Source organism: Saccharopolyspora aridisoli, assembly GCF_004348445.1.
GTDB lineage: Bacteria > Actinomycetota > Actinomycetes > Mycobacteriales > Pseudonocardiaceae > Saccharopolyspora > Saccharopolyspora aridisoli.
The window spans coordinates 104,662-122,026 of record NZ_SMKV01000019.1; the positions used below are offsets into that span (position 1 = coordinate 104,662).

Below are 17,365 nucleotides of genomic sequence, written 5' to 3' on the forward strand. Positions count from 1 at the left end.
GGAGAAGACCGGTGACCACCGAGGAATCCCCGCAGATGCTCTACCTGAGCCGCAGCGACATCGCAGCGGTCGGCGGCGCGGCGTCCGAGCTCTACGTGGAAGCGCTCAACGACGGGTTGATCGCGCACTCCGAGGGCAAGACCGTGCAGCCGCTCAAGCCGTACCTGCGGGTCGCGGGCAAGCAGGGCCACATCGCCGACCGGATCATCGCGATGCCCGCGCACGTCGGAGATCCCGGGCTGTCCGGCATCAAGTGGATCGGCAGCAAGCACGACAACCCCGCCGAGCGCGGCAAGGAGCGCGCCAGCGCGGTCATCGTGCTCAACGACCCGGAGAGCAACTACCCCGTGGCGGTGCTCGAAGGAAGCTTGATCAGCGCCTGGCGCACCGCGGGCGTGACCTGCCTGGCCGCCCGACACCTGGCGCGCGCCGGGTTCTCCGAGGTCGCGCTGGTGGGCTGCGGCGTCATCGGCAGCACCCAGATCACGGCGCTGCTGGAGCAGTTCGACTGCATCCAACAGGTCCACCTCCACGACCAGCGACCGGAGGCCGCGCACGCGCTGGCCGAGCGGATCGGCAATGAGCACCCGTCGGTCAAGGCCCGCGTGACCGAGACCGCCGAAGAGGCCGTGCGAGCCGGTGACCTGGTCGTTCCGTGCACCGTCACCAGCGAGCCCTACATCGTCTTCGACTGGCTCAAGCCCGGTGCGCTGCTGTGCAACGTGTCCATCATGGACGTTCACAAGGACGTCTTCCTCAAGGCCGACAAGGTCGTGGTGGACGACTGGGACCAGAGCAACCGCGAGAAGAAGATCATCAACCAGCTGGTGCTGGAGGGTTCGTTCTCCCGCGAGCAGCTGCACGCCGAGCTCGGCGAGGTCCTGGCGGGCACCCGTCCCGGCCGCACCGATGACGACGAGATCATCGTGCTCAACCCGATGGGCATGGCCGTGGAGGACATCGCCTGCGCGGGCGCGGTCTACGAGCGCGCCAAGGAGCAGGGCGTCGGCACCTGGCTGGACCTGTACTGATGCAGGTGGGATCGGCCGAGCTGGTCATGCGGGACCTCATCGACGTGCTGCTGCAGGAGGAGCTCGTCGAGCTCACCGAAGAGCCGCCGGGCTGGGGCCGGATCACGCTGGCGGACGGCGCGGTGCGCTTCCGGATCGTCTCCGGTGGCGCGCTGCAACGCCATCGCCACGCCGGCGGCCCGGTCCTGTTCGAGGGGACGCGGTCGCTGTCGCCGGCTGAGCTCCTCTCGCTGGTGAGCGAGGACTCGTCCGAGGTGGCCGCGGATCTGCGGGCAGCTGTGGAGCACGCCGAGGTGCTGCGCGAGCAGCGCGCGTCCCTCGACCTGACCCCGCGAGACGGCCGGTTGCTGGCCGGGGAGCGGTTGGCGGCGACGCGCAACCGACCGTTCCACCCCACCTCGCGGGCGGCCGCGGGGTGGCGCGCGGAGGAGGTCGAGCGGTACGGCCCGATGCGCGGTGAGCCGTGGGGGCTGGACTGGGTGGCGGTGCGCCGCGACCACCTCGTGCACGGCGCTGACCCGCTCTCGCACCACCTCGCCGAGCTGGTCCTCTCACCCGCCGAACTGCAGGCGCTCGACGAGGCCGGGGAGGAATACCAGCCGATTCCGGTGCACCCGTGGCAGTTCCAGCACGTCCTCGCGAAGTCCTTCGGCGCGGAGATGGTGGAGGGCGCGGTGGTTCCGCTGGCCCGCGGGCTCGGCGGTTTCCACCCCACCTCCTCGCTGCGCACCCTGGTCGCGGAACCCGAGACCGACCGGCACGTCAAACTCCCGCTCGGAGTCGCCACGCTGGGCGCGACGCGGTTGCTGCCGCCCCGCTACCTGGCCAACGCCGAGCGGGCCCAGCGCTGCATGGCCGATCTGCTCGACCGGGTTCCGGCGTTGGGCGAACGGGTCGCGTTGTGCGACGAGCGGGTCTGGGCCGGTTGGCACGACCCGGACGACGAGTTCGGGGATCGGCCCGGGCAACTCGCCGCGCAGGTCCGGATCTACCCGGAGCTCGACGGGTTGGTGCTGCCGATGGCGGCGCTGGCCGCGCACGAGTGGGACGTGCTGGCACCGGTGATCTCCGACCGGTTCGACCCGGTCCGGTTCTTCGGCGACCTGGCGCGCTCGTTCTGCGAGATCGCGTTCGGCTTCCTGAGCCGCGGGGTGCTGCCGGAGCTGCACGGCCAGAACGTGGTGGTGCAGCTCGAAGAGGGGCGGGTGATGCAGTTCGTGCTGCGCGACCACGACACGCTGCGGTTGTTCCCGGACTGGATGCGGCTGGCCGGTACGCCGGATCCGCAGTACGTCATCAAACCCGGTGCGCCGCAGTCGCTCCGGCTCGATTCGGCGGAATCGCTGGTCGGCTACCTGCAAACCCTCGGGTTCCAGGTCAACCTCTACGGCATCGCCGACGCCCTGCGCCGTCACTTCGGCGTGGACGAGCGGGAGCTGTGGGCGCAGTTGCACCAAGCGGTGCGGGGGCTCCTGCCCGCGCAGCCCACCGAGGTGCGCGAGGTGCTGCGGAAGTGCCTGCTGGGAGCCGATTCCTGGCCCAGCCGTCGGGTGCTGGAGCCGCTGCTGCAGCAGGGGAGGTCCAGCGGCGTGAGCATGCCCGCCGGTGCCGGATCGGTGCCGAATCCGCTGGTCGGGGAGTTGAGGGCGTGATGTTCTCGCCGGGCAGGACCTATCCCGTGCTGTGCCTGGGCCAGTTCGCGGCGACCGCGGGGCTGACGATCGTCGTCCCGCTGCTGCCGTTCTACCTGGCAGGGCTCGGCACGCCTCGACCCGAGATCCCTTGGTGGACGGCGGTTTCGGTGGCGGCTCCGGCGGTGGTCCAGCTGTTCAGCGGGCCGTTGTGGGGCTGGGTCGGTGACCGGTTCGGCCGCAAGGCGATGGTGGTGCGCGCCCACGCCGGGCTGGGCCTGGCGATCGCGCTGATGGCCCTGGCCAGCACACCGGAGGAGTTCCTGGCCTGCCGGTTGCTGCAGGGCGCGTGCGGCGGCGTGGTCAGCGCGACCGCCTCCTACGCGACCGCGGCGGCCTCGACCGACCGGCGCGGTCGCGCGCTCGGGATGCTCTTCGGCGCCACGGCGGCGGGTTCGCTGCTGGGGCCGCTGGTGGGCGGGTTGCTGGCCACCCGGATCGGGTTCGGGCCGTTGTTCGCGGCGGTGGCGGGGATGCTCGTGCTGTCGAGCGTGCTGGCCGCGTGCTCGTTGACCGAGCCACCGGCGCAGGCGCGAGAACGCCATTCGCCGCGCGCCATCGCGGGAATCCTGCTCAGGCGCAGGGAGAGCCGCCTGATGCTGCTGGCCGGTTTCGCGGCGCAGGCCGCGATCTACGCGCTGGTGGTGGTCTTCGCACCGCAGGTCGAGCGGATGTCCGGGTCGGTGGCCACCGCGACGGTGTGGGTCGGTGCGTTGCAGGCGCTGACCTGGGCGACGTCGTGCGCGGGCAGTCCCTGGTGGGGCCGCCGCAACGACCGCAGGCCCGCGCAGCTGGGCTTCGCCGTGGCTGCGGCCTGCTGCGCGCTCGCGGTGGCGTTGCAGGGCTTGGTGAGCGTGGAAGGGCTGATCCCGCTGCGGATCGTGCAGGGCTTCTGCTTCGCGGCGCTCGTGCAGTCGGTGCTGCACGTCAACGCCAACCACGTGCCGGAGCGCGGTTCGGGCACGGCGTTCGGGTTCAGCACCGGGGTGCTCGACCTCGGTCAGGTTTTCGGCCCGCTCGCGGGCGCCGTCCTGGCGGTCCTGCTCCCGCCCGCGGCGGCGTTCTCCCTCATCGGCGCGCTGCTGGGCGTCGCCGCACTGCTGGCCCTGGCCGGCCGAACGAAGGCGGCGGAGGTCCCCACTCACACCTCCGCCCCGGTTGAGATTCACGAGAAGGTGTTGCGGTGAACGACGTTGTGGCACGTGCGGCGGCCCGGCAGCGGCTGCTGAACGCGCTGATCAGGGAAGTGGGCGGCGAGTTCGGTGCCGGCTCGGTGCGGGTCCCGCTGCGAGCCGGCACCGGGGATGCCTCTCCGAGCCAGTTGTGCGCGGAGGTCCGGCACCGGTCCGAGATCGGCCACCACGTCTACGGGTCGGAGGTGTTCCGGGACGGGGTCGCGCTCGAGCACGAGCAGTTCGTGGCGCTGGTGGCCGACGAGCTGGCCGGGCGCTGCGCGACGGCACCGCCGGGAGCGGTGGAGCGCTTCCGGCGTCAGGTCGCCAACAGCGTCGCCCGGACGGCGCGCTACCTGGACCGGCCCCCGTTCACGAAGGCGACCGATCCGGCGGAGATCACCCGGCAGGCGGAGCAGTCGCTGCTGCTGGGGCACCCGTTCCACCCGACGCCCAAGAGCGCGGAGGGGATCAGCGACGAGGACCTGGAGCGCTACGCCCCGGAGCTCGGCGCGTCGTTCCGGCTGCACCACTGGGCCGCTGCCCCCGAGCTGCTGCTCGAGGAGCGGGTCGGTGACGGGCCGTGGCTCCCGCAGGAGGACCTCTCCGTTCTCCCCGTGCACCCTTGGCAGGACCGCTACCTGCGGGAGCAGCCCCAGGTGCAGGAGTTGATCGAGTCGGGGCGGCTGACTCCGCTCGGCCCGGTGGGAGCGCGGGTGTACGCGACGTCCTCGGTGCGCACCGCCTGCGATCCCGGCTTCCCGACGGCGTGGAAGTTGCCGCTGCACGTGCGCATCACCAACTTCGTGCGCAACAACCCCGTCGAGCACCTGCACCGCGCGGCCGACGCGGGACGACTGGTGGCGGCGCTCGAGAAGCACTGGGAGCACGAGGGTTTCGAGGTGCTGCCGGAGACCGGGTACCGCACCCTCGACCCGGCGGTCGTCGGCGACCTGGCGGCGGACTTCGCCGTGCTGTTCCGCCGGAACCCGTTCGCGGGCACCGACATCGCGCCGCGCGTGCTCGCCGCGCTGCTGGAGGACCGGGTCGACGGACGTCCGGCGCTGGTGGAGCTCGTCGAGCAGGCTGGCCCGCTGACCACCGAGCACGTCGCCGAGTGGCTGCTCCGCTACCTGCGGATCTCGCTGGGACCGCTGCTGGCGGTGTTCACCGACGACGGCATCGGCTTCGAAGCGCACGTGCAGAACAGCCTGCTGCACACCGACGGCGGCTGGCCGAGCAGGTTCTACGTGCGCGACATGGAAGGCACCAGCGCTGACCGCGATCGCGTGCCCGACGGAGTCCTGCCCCCGACCAGCCCGGTGCTCTACGACGACGCCGAGGCGTGGCACCGGTTGCGGTACCACCTGGTCACCAACCACCTCGGGCACGTGGTCGCGGTGCTCGGCCGGTGCACACCCGCCGGCGAGCGGGTGCTGTGGGAGGTCGTCCGCGAGTTCCTGCGCGGCGTCCCCGGGCGGTACGCGGCCGCACTGCGCGAGGCACCGGCACTGCCCGCCAAGGCGAACCTGCTCAGCCGGTTCTCCGAGCGCGGTGAGAACCCGCTCTACGTCGACATCCCCAACCCGATCCACGAGGTGATCAGATGACCGCCGAGCTCGTGCAGGCAGCGCTGACCGACCCCCGCGCCGCGGACGTGCGGCGCCGGGTGTTCCGCCAGCTGGTCGAATCGCTGCTCTACGAAGGTGCTGTGCGCACCGAGCGGGACGGCGACGAGCACGTCGTCACCGGGACCGACCACGACGGCGAACCCGTGCGCTACTCCTTCCGCGCGGTGCGCAGGTTCGGGTTCGGCCGGGTCGGGCTGACCTCACCGGTGCTGCGCGACGGCGTCGAGGCCGAGTCGGTCACCCGGTTCCTCTCGGAGGTCCACAAGTCCCTGGACGCCGACCCCGACCACCTCCCCGGATTCGCCCGCGAGCTGGAGGAGACCCTGTTCAAGGACGCGCTGTCGGAACACCTCCGGGCGGACCCACCGTCCACTGCGGACCACGACGTCCTGGAATCTGCCATCACCGACGGCCACCGCTACCACCCGACGTACAAGTCGCGCCTCGGGTTCGACGTCGCCGACGACATCGCCTTCGGCCCGGAGTTCGCCAACCCGCTGCGCCCGCTGTGGCTGGCAGCGCACCGCGACATCACCGAGGTCAGCGGTTCCGCAACCCTCGGTCGCGACTACGTGAACGAGCAGCTGGGCAGCGCGGTCGAGGGCTTCCACCGCCGGATCGAGGACGCTGGCCGCGACCCGGACGACTACGTGCTGGTCCCGGTGCACCCGTGGCAGTGGCGGGAGCGCATCGCGCGAGCGTTCTCCGAGCAGCTCGGACGCGGTGAGCTGATCCCGCTGGGCGACGATCCGCACGAGTTCCTCGCCCAGCAGTCGATCCGCACCCTGACCTGCCGCGACGCCCCCGAACGCCCCTACCTCAAGCTGTCGATGTCGATGGTGAACACCTCCACCAGCCGCGGCCTGGCCGCGCACACCGTGCGCAACGCCCCGCGCATCACCGGCTGGCTGCGCGAGGTCGTCGCCGGCGACGACTACTTGTCCGGCGAGCTGCGGCCGATCCTGCTCGGCGAGGAGCTGGGCGTGTCGGTGACACCGGAAGCCGATCTGCTGCAGGCCGACACCTACGGCGCCCTGGCGTGCATCTGGCGCGAGAGCCTGCACCCGCACCTGGGAACCGGGGAGCGGGCGATCCCGTTCACCGGCCTGACCGCCTGCCTGCGGGACGGAACACCGCTGATCGACGCGTGGGTGCGCGACTCCGGGGTCGAGGACTGGGTGCGTCAGGTGGTGCGGGTCAGCGCCCTGCCGCTGGTGCACCTGCTGTGCGCGCACGGCGTCGCGCTGGAGTCGCACGCGCAGAACATGGCCCTGGTGCACGTCGACGGTAAGCCGGAGCGCGTGGTGCTCAAGGACTTCCACGACGGCGTGCGATTCTGCCGGGAGCACCTCGCCGAACCCGCTCCGGAGCTGGCGGGAACGCCCGCGCACCACCAGAACCGCAACTCCTTCGTCGAGACCGACGAGCTGAGCTTGGTCACCGACTTCCTGCTGGACGCGTTCTTCTTCATCAACCTCGGTGAACTCGCGCTGTTCCTCGACGACCACTACGGCTTCGCCGAACAGGACTTCTGGCGGCTGGTGGTCGAGGAGATCCGCGCCTACCAACGCCGATTCCCCGAGCTGGAAGCGCGTTTCCAGCTGTTCGACCTGTTCACCCCGGCCATCGAGGTGGAGCAGCTGACCACCCGCAGGCTGCACCCGGACACCGAGCTGCGGCTGCACGCCGTGCCCAACCCGCTGGCGGAGGTGGAGCAGTGCTGAAACCCAACACCGTCAAGCACCGGCTCGCCGAAGGCGGCGAGAGCTACGGGTTGTTCTGCTCCATCCCGTCACCACCGCTGGTGGAGATGATCGGCTGCGCGGGCTACGACTTCGTCATCCTCGACACCGAGCACTCGCTGGTCGACCCGCAACAGCTGGAGAACCTCATCCGGGCGGCCGAAGCGGTCGACCTGGTCGCCTTCGTCCGCGTTCCCGAAGCCGACCCCGGAGCGATCCTGCGAGCCTTGGACGCGGGTGCGCTGGGCGTGGTGGTGCCGCACGTGCGGTGCCGCGCCGACGTGGACGCGGCGGTCCGCGCCGCCCGCTACGCGCCGGAGGGCATGCGCAGCCTCAACGGGGGCCGGGTTCCAGGCTTCGGGCGCATCGAGCTCACCGAGTACGTGCGCCGGGCCAACGAGGAGACCATGGTCATCGCGATGATCGAGGACGCCGAGGGCGTCGACGAGCTGCCGTCGATCCTCGCCGGTGGCGGCATCGACTTGGTGCTGGAGGGCGCGGCGGACCTGTCGCAGTCCTACGGCGTCGCGTGGCAGACGCGGCATCCGCTGGTCCAGGAGGCGCTGGCCCGCGTGCACGCCGAATGCGACGCCCACCGGGTGCCCTACTGCGCGATCCCCCGAACCCCCGAGGACCACGAGCGGTGGCGCGCGGCCGGGGTGCGCGCCTTCGTGCTCGGTGAAGAACGCGGCCTGGCCGCCCGCGCGCTGCGCGCCCACCTCGACCGACACCGGGAGAACCATGACTGAGCGACTCGAGCGACTCGTGCGGGAACGCGTCGGCGGCGATCCCGTGTGCCTGTTCGCCTACGACCTCGACCGGCTGACCGACCACGTCCGCGCCGTCACGGCCACCCTGCCGCGCCGCTGCCGGATGTTCTACGCGATGAAGGCCAACAGCGCCGATCCGCTGCTGCGCGCCCTGGCTCCGCTGGTCGCCGGGTTCGAGATCGCCTCGGGCGGTGAGCTGGACAAGGCGCGCGCCGTCGGCACCGACGTCCCGGTGGTGTTCGGCGGCCCGGCCAAGACGCCTGCGGAGATCGAGCAGGCGCTCAAGCAGGGCGTGCAGCGGCTGCACGTGGAGAGCCTGCTGGAGCTGCACCGGGTTTCGGCCGCGGCGACCCGGCTGGGCACGACGGCGGAGGTGCTGCTGCGGGTCAACCTCTCGGGCCCGTTCCCGACCGCGACCCTGGCGATGGCGGGAAGGCCCACCCAGTTCGGCATCGACGAGCAGGACCTGCCCGCCTGCGTGTCCGCGGCTCGCGAGCTGCCCGGGGTGCGGCTCACCGGATTCCACCTGCACTCGCTGTCCAACAACCTCTCCACCGACGCCCACCTGGAGCTGCTGGCGCACTACGGGCGGACGGTGTCGGAGTGGGAACGGGAGTTCGGGCTGCGCTGCGAGGTGGTCAACGTCGGCGGCGGCATCGGCGTCGACTACGCCCGGCTGGACCGGCAGTTCGACTGGCCGACGTTCGCCCGGCGCCTGCCGACGGCGCTCGCCGAGTTCCCCGCGCACATCCGGGAGATCGACTTCGAGTGCGGGCGCTACCTGGTCGCCGAATGCGGCAGCTACGCCGTGGAGGTGCTGGACGTCAAGCGCAACCACGGCGTGCACTACGCGCTGGTGCGCGGCGGGACCCACCAGTTCCGGCTGCCGTCGTCCTGGCAGCACAGCCACCCCTTCACGGTGCTGCCGGTGGAACGCTGGGACTCGGCGGCGCCGCGTCCGGAGGTCAGCGGACCGGTCACCGTGGTCGGCGAGCTGTGCACGCCGAAGGACGTCCTCGCCCGCGACGTGCCGGTGGAGCGCATCCGCGCGGGTGACGTGCTGGTCTTCAGCCACGCGGGAGCCTACGGCTGGGAGATCTCGCACCACGACTTCCTCAGCCACCCGCATCCCGAGCACGTCTTCTTCTGACCTCGCGAGCCGGGCCTGGCTCGCCGCGACGCGCTCGACCGGCCAGGTTCAGCGCGCGTGGGTACCGTTGGGCCGTTATCTCCCGTGCAGGGCTTCGGCCCGGGTTGGAGCGGGGTGTTTGACGTGGCATCCGTGTCGTCGTGGAGTCGGCGTGAACCGAGTCGCTCTCCGTTCGCGCTCCCGAGAGGTGCGCCCGGTCGGATCGCCGGACGCATCATGCTGTGGACGAACCGCCAGGAGGAGGTGCTCGGCCTCCTCGACGTGCGAGCCGGCGCGGAGGTCCTCGAAGTCGGCTACGGGCCCGGCGGACTGATCCGGCTCCTGGAGCCGACTCGCGCGAGGCGGATCTGCGGCGTCGACCCCTCGCCGCAGATGCGCGACGTCGCGAGCCGTCCGCACTCCGAGGAGGTCCTCGCGGGCCGGATCGACCTGCGGCTGGGCACCGCCGCCGACACCGGATTCCCCGACGAGGTCTTCGACCGCGTCGTTTCGGTGAACAACGTGGCACTCTGGCCGGACCTCGGCGCGGGCGTCGCCGAGCTGCACCGGGTGACCCGCCCCGGCGGGCGGCTGTTGATCGCCTGCCACGGCGGAACGCGACCGACGTTCCTCTCGCGCAGCAACGCGCTCTCCGAGGACAAGCTCGACCGGATCGAGCGAGCGCTCCGCGGCGTCTTCTCCGAGGTCTCCCGTGAGGATTCGACCTCCCTCACCAGCTTCACCGCCGTCCGCTAGGAGTGGCGGGTTCTGACCCGGCTCCGTGGACTCCGCGCGCCACTCCTGGTGCATGCCAGTTCGACTTCCGGTCATCCGCTTGGTCGGGCGCCGGTTGCCGGGCATGCTGTGCGCGGCGTCGAAGTCCCCGGAGGGTGATCGATATGCCGCGTCCGCGGCTGGCCGTCTGCGTGGCCGCCATCGGCCTGGTCCTGGCCGCGTGCACCGCTCCCCCGCCGCGACCCGCTGTTGACCCGGCGCGACCGAACATCGTGTTCGTGCTGGTCGACGACATGGACCAGGGGCTGGTGCGGTTCATGCCGGAGGTGCTGCGGATGCAGCGGGAAGGCATGACGTTCTCGAACTCCACCGTCACCGACTCGCTGTGCTGCCCGTCCCGCGCGTCGTTGCTGTCGGGGAAGTACCCGCACAACACCGGTGTGTTCACCAACGAGCCCCCGGACGGCGGGTTCGCGGTGTTCCACCGCCGCGACGAGCGCGACACCCTGGGCACCCAGTTGCAGCAGGCCGGGTACCGGACGGGGTTCATGGGCAAGTACCTCAACGGCTACCAACCGGGCCGGACGCTCGGAGGCGAGCGGCCGTTCGTGCCGCCGGGCTGGGACGAGTGGGCCGTGGCGGGCAACGGTTACGCGGAGTACGACTACCAGCTCAACGTCAACGGTCGTGTGCGGTCGCGAGGGCACAGGCCGGGCGACTACCTGACCGACGTGCTGGCACAGCGCGGCAACGACTTCATCCGCTCCAGCGCCGCCCAGGGCACGCCCTTCTTCCTGGAAGTCGCGCCGTTCGCGCCGCACGGGCCGTTCACCCCGGCTCCTCGGCACGCCGATGCGTTCCCGGGGCTGACCGCGCCGCGCACCCCGGCGTTCGACGAACCGGACCGCTCGGACAAACCGGCGTGGCTGCGCCAACTCCCGCCGCTCCCCGCCGCGAAGGTGCAGGCGGCGGAGGTGAAGTTCCGCGAGCGAGCGCAGTCGCTGCTGGCCGTGGACGACATGCTCGCCGGTTTCCGGCGCACGCTCGCCGAGACCGGGCAGGCGCAGCGCACGCACGTCATCTTCACCTCCGACAACGGGTTCCACCTCGGTGAGCACGCGCTGCCCGAGGGCAAGCGAACGGCGTTCGACACCGACGTGCGAGTTCCGCTGATCGCCACGGGCCCTGGTGTCCCTGCCGGGCGGACGGTCCCGGATTCGGTGCAGAACGTCGACTTCCGTGCGACCTTCGCCGAACTCGCCGGTGCACCACCGCGTTCCGACATCGATGGCACCGGTTTCGCCGCGCTGCTGCGCGGCGGTTCCGGAACCGGCAGGAACGTCGCGCTCGTCGAGCACCACGAGCCGCGCACCTCGCAGGATGATCCCGATCGACAGGAGAAGCCCGACGGCATCCCGCCGACCTACACCGCGATCAGGACGCCGGAGGGGACCTACGTCGAGTACGTCACCGGCGAGCGCGAGTTCTACGACGCCCGGACCGATCCGTTCCAGCTGACCAACACCTACCCGCAATTGCCGACAGAGCGTCGCGACGAGCTCCACCGCGTCCTCACCGCCCTCGCCACCTGCCGGGGCGAAGCGCAGTGCACCGAGGCGGGCACGGTGGCGTGAACCACTCGGACTGCTGCTCGACTTCCGAGACGACCTGGCAGGAGCTCCGCCCTCCCCGGGGTGTTCAAACGATCGAAGCGCCGTGCCGCACGTCAGCGAGGGCGGCCGCGGCGGATCGGTGGTCATGCCCGTTCGCTGGCCGCGCTGCAGTTCAACGACAACACCGCTGACTGCTCAGCGGCCGAGTCCCGCCTGGTCATGATGGATGTGTCCTGGCGAAGGAGCTCGCCCCGCACCGCAACCGCGGGCACCGCCCGCCTCGTCAACGCGCTGAGCTCCCGGCCCAGGGTGGTCTGCGTGCCCACCGCGCGGTCGTCGCGGCACAACTGCTGGGCCCGCCACCTTCGCTTTCGCTGCGGCTCACCACCGCTTCCTGGCGGCGCCACCGCGCTCGATGCGGCGAGGCGTCGTCAGGTCGAAGCGCGGCCTCCTGTCCATCGCGCCACCTGGGGACGCGCCCCAGGAGTGATCACGCCTGCCAGGGGTGACTCGCGCCAAGGTATCTTGCCTTCAAGAAGATTCCATGTGAGGTTATTCGCGTGCCCGACGAGGACGTCGCGGGCAACGGGAAGACGACGAAGATCAGCCGATCAACGCCGGATCCTGTTGCACCTGAGGGCATACCGTGCGGTAACTTCGCGATCGTGGCCACCGAGCAAGCAGGAGCAGGCATGTCCGAGACGCCTTCGACGGCACCGAGTTCAACACCCGTCGGCGTGGACACGACCCAGGCCAGCATCGCCCGCGTCTACGACGCGGCGCTCAACGGCAAGGACAACTTCGAGATCGACCGCCAGGTGCTGCACGAGGTCGGTCAGGTGGCCCCCGAGGTCAAGGACATGGCGTGGTCCAACCGCAGGTTCTTGAACAGGACATGCCGGTACCTCGCCGACCAGGCCGGCATCCGGCAGTTCCTCGACTGCGGTTCGGGCCTGCCAACCGCGGAGAACACGCACCAGACCGTGCAGCGGGTGGATCCCGAGACCGAGGTCGTCTACATCGACAACGACCCGGTGGTCATCGCGCACGGCAAGGCGCTGCTCGAGGAGAACGACCACACCCACTTCGCCGCCGCCGACATCTTCAAGCCCGGCGAGGTGCTCGCCCACGAGACCGTTCGCAGGCACCTCGACTTCGCCGAGCCGATCGCGCTGCTGCAGGTCGGCACCCTCCACCACTACCTCGGCGACGACGGCCCAGAGCTGATGCGGACCTACGTCGACGCGCTCGCCCCGGGCAGCTACGTCGTCGTCGCGCACTTCTTCGACCCGGAGACCCCGGAGCACAGCGAACTGGCCCGCAAGATGGAAGAGCTCTTCGTGCACAGCCCGATGGGTTCGGGTCGCTTCCGCACCCGCGACGAGATCCGCGCGCTGCTGCCGGGCCTGGAAATCCTGCCGCCCGGCCTGGACTCCCCGGCCGACGTCGAGCTCTGCGACCTCTGGTGGCCGAACGGCCCCCGGTCGCGCCCGCCGAACCAGGCCGAGAGCTGCATCGCCGGCGTGGTCGGTCGCAAGAACTAGCCGCAGGAGAGCCCACTCGAACGTGCGGTCCGGGCGACTCAGCGCATCGGCAGCAGTTGCGGCCGCTTCGCGGTCCGACCGTCGCCGGACGATCGCCCGGCGATCCGCCGCCACAGCCACGGCGCCAGGAACGCAACGGCCCAACGGACCTCGCCGGCGACCATCCGCGAGATTCCCGGCGCTCGGCGTTCCGGAAGCGGGTGGCTCCACGAATCGTCACTTCCGGGTAGTGCCAGCGCATGCGCGAAACCGTCGGCCAGCAGCGCGTGGCCCGCGGGGTTGAGGTGCAGGCGGTCGTGGCTCCAGATCCGGCGGTCGGCGCACACCGGGTACCGGTCCGCCTCGACGACGGTGGCACCGTGCTTCGCGGCGATCTCGCGCACGCGCGCGTTGAACTCGGTGAGCCGTGGCTGCCAACGGCGGGCGATCGGCGCGATCTCGCCGATGTCGGGGTAGGTCACCGTGGCCACGTGCGCACCTGATCCGCTGAGCGCGCCGATCATCTCCTCCAGCTGCGCGGCGACCGCATCACCGTCGTACTCGCTGCGCAGCACGTCGTTGAGCCCCGCGACGACGGTCGCGAGATCAGGTTCGAGTTCCAATGCTGGTCCGAGCTGCTGAGCGCGCACCTCGCCGATGAGCCTGCCGCGCACGGCCAGGTTGGCGTAGCGGAAATCCGGGTCCAGGCCCGCGATCCTCTCCGCGAGCCGATCCGCCCAGCCGCGCAGGCCGCGCTCATCATCGCCGTCACCCACGCCTTCCGTCTGACTGTCCCCGATCGCCACGTACCGCGCGTACATGTCCACCTTCGCTCTGCAGCACCACTCTCACGTCCCTTCGGCAAGCACATCATCCCGAGGCGAAACGACGCAGCCCCTACCGCTTTTCGCCGACTCGCGCCAGAGTCCTCCCCGGTGGATCCCGGTTTCGCAGAGTCACCTGTCGCGACCGCACGTAGTAATCGGGAGTTTTTCGTCATGCGCCCAACCTGCCCGACTGCTCATGTGTCATCGTCGGGCGCATGGGGACCGAGGTATGGGCGACGTGGATCCCGGCTGTCCTGGCTCTCGCGGCCGCCGGTTTCTCGGGCTGGCTGCTGTGGTCGGCCCGGAAGACCGCTGAGGAGACCGCCCGCCGCTGCGAGACCGTGAACCGACTGGCCGCAGCGGTCGAGGCCAACACGGAGAGGACGGCGCACGCCGCCACGACCGCCACCGAGCAGGCCGAGCGCGCCTGGGAACAGGTGAAGCTGTCCCGGAGCCAGCTGGACGAAGCGCGCGAGGAGCGCCACTCCAGCACGCAGGCCGAGCAGTGGGAGTGGGCCTACGCGTTGACCACGGCCGCCCGCGAACTGGTCAACAGCTGCCACGAGCTCATCCGCACGTCCCTGGACTCGCAGGTCGCCCCGCACTACCGGACGGCCGCCGACCGCCACTACCGCCAAGCCGGACAGCGCTGGCAGGACACCATGATCAAAGCGATCTCCCGCACCCAGCCGCCGCTGGAGATGCAGCAGCAGGTCGCCACCTTCGCCGAGGTGCACCAGCGCCTGCACGGTCAACTGGGCGTGCTGCTGCGCGCCGTGGAGACCAACACGCTCGCCGAGGGCGACACCCTGACCAAGCAGATCCACGGCATGCGTCACGAGCTCAACAACGCGCACCGCAACCTGCAGCGCATCGTCAGCTCGAACCTCTCGAACCCCTCGCCCCAGGGGACGCAGACCAATTCCGCCCAGCAGACGCAGCACGACCAAGCGGTCGCCACCGGGCCGTCGCACGCCGCGCAGCAGACCCAGCTCACTCCGGGCCCGGCCCCCACCGCGTCGCAGCCGAGCGCCGCGCAGACGCAGGTCACCCCGATGGCCCCGCCGAGCACGTCTCAGACCGGCCGCACCCAGCAGGCCCATGCCGACCCACCCCAGCCGGTGGGACCCTCGACCCAGCAGCTCGCCAACCGGCCCGCACGCGCCTGACCCAGGGCGATTCCACGCCCAGCACCGGCCTCGGCGTCGTCACCCTCAGTGCCAGCGGGAAGACGTCGATCAACATCCACCCATGATGCCGCCGATGCCGCTGCGGCGCGGCCTTTCACCGGCCCGCGTCAGCTCAGGGTTCGCGGGCTGGCCCGGCGTGCATGGCGATGTCGGCTTCGGGGACGTCGAGGGATGGGGTCATCGGGACGCCACCGGTGCACCTGCACCAGGCCGAGGTCCGAGGTATCCCGGAGCTCCCGCGAGTACAGCATCGTCTCGAGGTCGCGCACGGCGTCGACGTAAGCCGGCCTCCCCCGCCCGGTCTGCGACGGCCAACGGCTCCCGATGCCTCCAAGGATCAACAGGCCACCCACGCCCAGCAACCACGAAAGTCACACCGACCACGGGGAGATCGCGCGTTTCCGGCCCCCAGGGCCAGGCGCACGATCGGCACTGCGCCGTAGGAGTGCTCCATACGTGGTATTTCCAGTCATTCTCCCCAAGGAACGGTCCTTTCTTGAGACCGTGTGCGCAGCTTGGTTGATCACCAGCTCAGCCGAGCGTCCGGCTGGGGAAGCGCCGACGGCACACTCCGCGAGCGTTGCGCGACCCGAGCACGAGCCGATGGGGGCCCCATGGACTACGGAATCGACATCAGCCACCACAACGCCGTCGACGACTGGGCGGCCGTTCGCGGCAACAACATCACCTTCGCGAGCATGAAGCTGACCGAAGGCCGGACGTGGGTCGATGACGCGGCAGGCGCCCACGTGGCCGGAGCGCGCGGCGCGGGCATCATGACCGGCGGCTACCACTTCGCCCGCCCCGGAGCCATCGACCCGCAGGTCGGGCACTTCGCCTGGTGGATGGGACAGCACGGGCTCAAGGAACCGGGCAACATGTGGCCGATGCTCGACATGGAAGATCCCGAGATCCCCGACCCGAACGCCTTCATCGCCGAGTTCGTCCGGCTGCTGCGCGTCGCGACCGGGGTTCGCGGAGTGCTGGTGTACGCGAACCTGAACTGGTTCCAGAACGTCGTCGACCCCAACCTGTGGGCAGGCGACGACGTGCTGCTGTGGATCGCCCGCTACAACGGCGACCCCGGAAACCCGGGCTGGGGCCACCCTCGCCTGGCGCTGCACCAGCACAGCGACGCCGGACAGGTTCCCGGCATCCCCGGCGGGGTCGACCGCAACGCCACCGTCGGCGGCTACACCCAGGCGGCCTTCACGCTCTGAACGACACCGGGAACCCCACCCATCCACCCGATGGCGAGGGGGTTCCCGTTTCCTGCGATGGCCTTTCCAGACCGATCAGCCGTCGTGGATCGAGGCGAACGTGCCGCTCCGCAGCTCGGGCCGGTGGGGCCGAAGGCCCAGCTCCCGTCGCCGGTGGACGCGGTGGAGATCGCCGTCGAGGGGTCGCTGCGGGAGGGGCTCGGCCGTCCACGTCCCAGAGGCACTGGCCACGCCTCCCCCAGGACCGCGCCACGACGAGCGCCGTGGTGATCCCGGTCCGGGTCAGCACAGTCGTCCTCCTCCAGTCGGTCACGCCCACCCTCTGACGCGCCGAACCGGCCGGGACCGACGACCACTGCGGCGGCCCCCTTCCACAGGGGACCGCCGCAGTGGTCGTTCAACACCGGAGCACAAGAGGCGGAACCGCCTTCTCCGAGCGTTGGTATTCGATTGTGCGATCAGGCGACGTAGCCGCGCGGCTGGACCAGGGAGGTCAGCTGGTCGAGGCTCAGCCAGTACTCCTTGTTGCCGCTGAAGTTCGCCGGGTCGGCGATCTTCACGTTCTTCTTCTCGGCGTCGTAGCCGACGACCGACACGTAGTGGTAGATCGTCTGGCTCGACGGGTAGCCGGGAGGCTGGTTACCGGGCTCGGCGACGATGTTGGCGACCATGGCCTTGCCGCTGTCGACGTTGCGAACCGTGTCGTTCCACAGCTCGTTGGTCATCTCCGGCGACACCTGGCGGCTGCTGAGGTCCTTGGCGACGTAGTGCGTGCCAGTCGGGGCCAGCAGCTTGTTCAGGCCGTCCGCGACCTGACCGACGTGGTCGGTGCCGTTCTCGGTGGTGCCGAGCTCCGTGGCCAGCTCGGCCTGGGAGGGCAGGTCACCGGTCTTGGCGGACATGGCGATCCGGGTCGCCGCGGGTCCGCACCAGTAGCCGGTCAGCTGGGCCGTGTAGTCGACGGGGAGCTCCTTGGTGACCGCCTGCGGCTTGACGTCCGCGGACTTCTTCTCGGCCTTCTCGGCCTTCTTGTCGGCGTTCGGGGCGGCCGGCGCGGCGGGAGCCGGAGCAACGGGGGCAGGGGCTTCGGG

The 17,365-nt window shown here is 70.7% G+C and carries 14 protein-coding genes; 12 read left to right on the forward strand and 2 right to left on the reverse strand.

The genetic code is table 11. The features are described 5' to 3' along the window. The first annotated feature begins 11 nt into the window (after positions 1-11). From sbnB to E1161_RS16795, 10 genes are all read left to right on the forward strand, one after another. Positions 12-1,031 (forward strand): 2,3-diaminopropionate biosynthesis protein SbnB, encoded by a 1,020-nt coding sequence (gene sbnB, locus E1161_RS16750; RefSeq protein WP_328591275.1) that lies wholly within the window; start codon positions 12-14, stop codon positions 1,029-1,031. Then, the gene (locus E1161_RS16755; protein WP_132624304.1) at positions 1,031-2,683 is read left to right on the forward strand and encodes an IucA/IucC family protein; all 1,653 of its coding nucleotides are present in this window, start codon (positions 1,031-1,033) and stop codon (positions 2,681-2,683) included. Before sbnB ends, E1161_RS16755 begins: the two co-directional genes overlap by 1 nt. Next, the gene (locus tag E1161_RS16760; RefSeq protein ID WP_132624336.1) at positions 2,683-3,909 is read left to right on the forward strand and encodes an MFS transporter; all 1,227 of its coding nucleotides are present in this window, start codon (positions 2,683-2,685) and stop codon (positions 3,907-3,909) included. The genes E1161_RS16755 and E1161_RS16760 overlap by 1 nt, the downstream gene beginning before the upstream one ends. Then, positions 3,906-5,504, forward strand: a complete 1,599-nt coding sequence (locus E1161_RS16765; protein WP_132624306.1) for an IucA/IucC family protein — start codon at positions 3,906-3,908, stop codon at positions 5,502-5,504. The genes E1161_RS16760 and E1161_RS16765 overlap by 4 nt, the downstream gene beginning before the upstream one ends. After that, complete coding sequence (locus E1161_RS16770; protein WP_132624308.1) at positions 5,501-7,249, forward strand: IucA/IucC family protein; 1,749 nt, start codon at positions 5,501-5,503, stop codon at positions 7,247-7,249. The genes E1161_RS16765 and E1161_RS16770 overlap by 4 nt, the downstream gene beginning before the upstream one ends. Beyond that, on the forward strand, positions 7,243-8,016 hold the full coding sequence (locus E1161_RS16775; RefSeq protein WP_132624310.1) for an HpcH/HpaI aldolase family protein: 774 nt from the start codon (positions 7,243-7,245) through the stop codon (positions 8,014-8,016). Before E1161_RS16770 ends, E1161_RS16775 begins: the two co-directional genes overlap by 7 nt. Continuing rightward, positions 8,009-9,187, forward strand: a complete 1,179-nt coding sequence (locus E1161_RS16780; RefSeq protein WP_132624312.1) for a type III PLP-dependent enzyme — start codon at positions 8,009-8,011, stop codon at positions 9,185-9,187. Before E1161_RS16775 ends, E1161_RS16780 begins: the two co-directional genes overlap by 8 nt. Positions 9,188-9,403: 216 nt before the next feature. Beyond that, entirely contained in the window at positions 9,404-9,922 is a 519-nt protein-coding gene (locus E1161_RS16785; RefSeq protein ID WP_132624314.1) for a class I SAM-dependent methyltransferase, read from the forward strand. A 143-nt stretch (positions 9,923-10,065) separates the two neighbouring features. Next, a complete protein-coding gene (locus tag E1161_RS16790; RefSeq protein ID WP_132624316.1) occupies positions 10,066-11,535 on the forward strand; it encodes a sulfatase family protein in 1,470 nt (489 codons plus the stop codon). A 671-nt stretch (positions 11,536-12,206) separates the two neighbouring features. Continuing rightward, complete coding sequence (locus E1161_RS16795) at positions 12,207-13,058, forward strand: SAM-dependent methyltransferase (protein WP_132624318.1); 852 nt, start codon at positions 12,207-12,209, stop codon at positions 13,056-13,058. Positions 13,059-13,096: 38 nt separating this feature from the next. Here the strand turns inward: E1161_RS16795 and E1161_RS16800 are convergent, their stop codons facing one another. Next, positions 13,097-13,858, reverse strand: coding sequence for an SGNH/GDSL hydrolase family protein (locus tag E1161_RS16800; RefSeq protein ID WP_132624320.1), 762 nt, complete (start codon positions 13,856-13,858; stop codon positions 13,097-13,099). Positions 13,859-14,079: 221 nt separating this feature from the next. Here E1161_RS16800 and E1161_RS16805 point away from each other — a divergent pair, with 221 nt between their 5' ends. Beyond that, complete coding sequence (locus E1161_RS16805; protein ID WP_235875085.1) at positions 14,080-15,033, forward strand: hypothetical protein; 954 nt, start codon at positions 14,080-14,082, stop codon at positions 15,031-15,033. A gap of 635 nt (positions 15,034-15,668) precedes the next feature. Beyond that, entirely contained in the window at positions 15,669-16,274 is a 606-nt protein-coding gene (locus E1161_RS16810) for a glycoside hydrolase family 25 protein (RefSeq protein ID WP_132624322.1), read from the forward strand. A gap of 458 nt (positions 16,275-16,732) precedes the next feature. Here E1161_RS16810 and E1161_RS16815 read toward each other — a convergent pair. Continuing rightward, a partial coding sequence (locus tag E1161_RS16815; protein WP_235875086.1) for a C39 family peptidase occupies positions 16,733-17,365 on the reverse strand: 633 nt, incomplete at its 5' end.

Coding starts and splice junctions, on each gene's coding strand:
- E1161_RS16795 (WP_132624318.1), top strand. CDS start 12,207: ATGTCCGAGACGCCTTCGACGGCACCGAGTTCAACACCCGTCGGCGTG.
- E1161_RS16785 (WP_132624314.1), top strand. CDS start 9,404: ATGCTGTGGACGAACCGCCAGGAGGAGGTGCTCGGCCTCCTCGACGTG.
- E1161_RS16790 (WP_132624316.1), top strand. CDS start 10,066: ATGCCGCGTCCGCGGCTGGCCGTCTGCGTGGCCGCCATCGGCCTGGTC.
- E1161_RS16760 (WP_132624336.1), top strand. CDS start 2,683: ATGTTCTCGCCGGGCAGGACCTATCCCGTGCTGTGCCTGGGCCAGTTC.
- E1161_RS16810 (WP_132624322.1), top strand. CDS start 15,669: ATGGACTACGGAATCGACATCAGCCACCACAACGCCGTCGACGACTGG.
- E1161_RS16800 (WP_132624320.1), bottom strand. CDS start 13,858: ATGTACGCGCGGTACGTGGCGATCGGGGACAGTCAGACGGAAGGCGTG.
- E1161_RS16770 (WP_132624308.1), top strand. CDS start 5,501: ATGACCGCCGAGCTCGTGCAGGCAGCGCTGACCGACCCCCGCGCCGCG.
- E1161_RS16805 (WP_235875085.1), top strand. CDS start 14,080: ATGGGGACCGAGGTATGGGCGACGTGGATCCCGGCTGTCCTGGCTCTC.
- E1161_RS16780 (WP_132624312.1), top strand. CDS start 8,009: ATGACTGAGCGACTCGAGCGACTCGTGCGGGAACGCGTCGGCGGCGAT.
- E1161_RS16755 (WP_132624304.1), top strand. CDS start 1,031: ATGCAGGTGGGATCGGCCGAGCTGGTCATGCGGGACCTCATCGACGTG.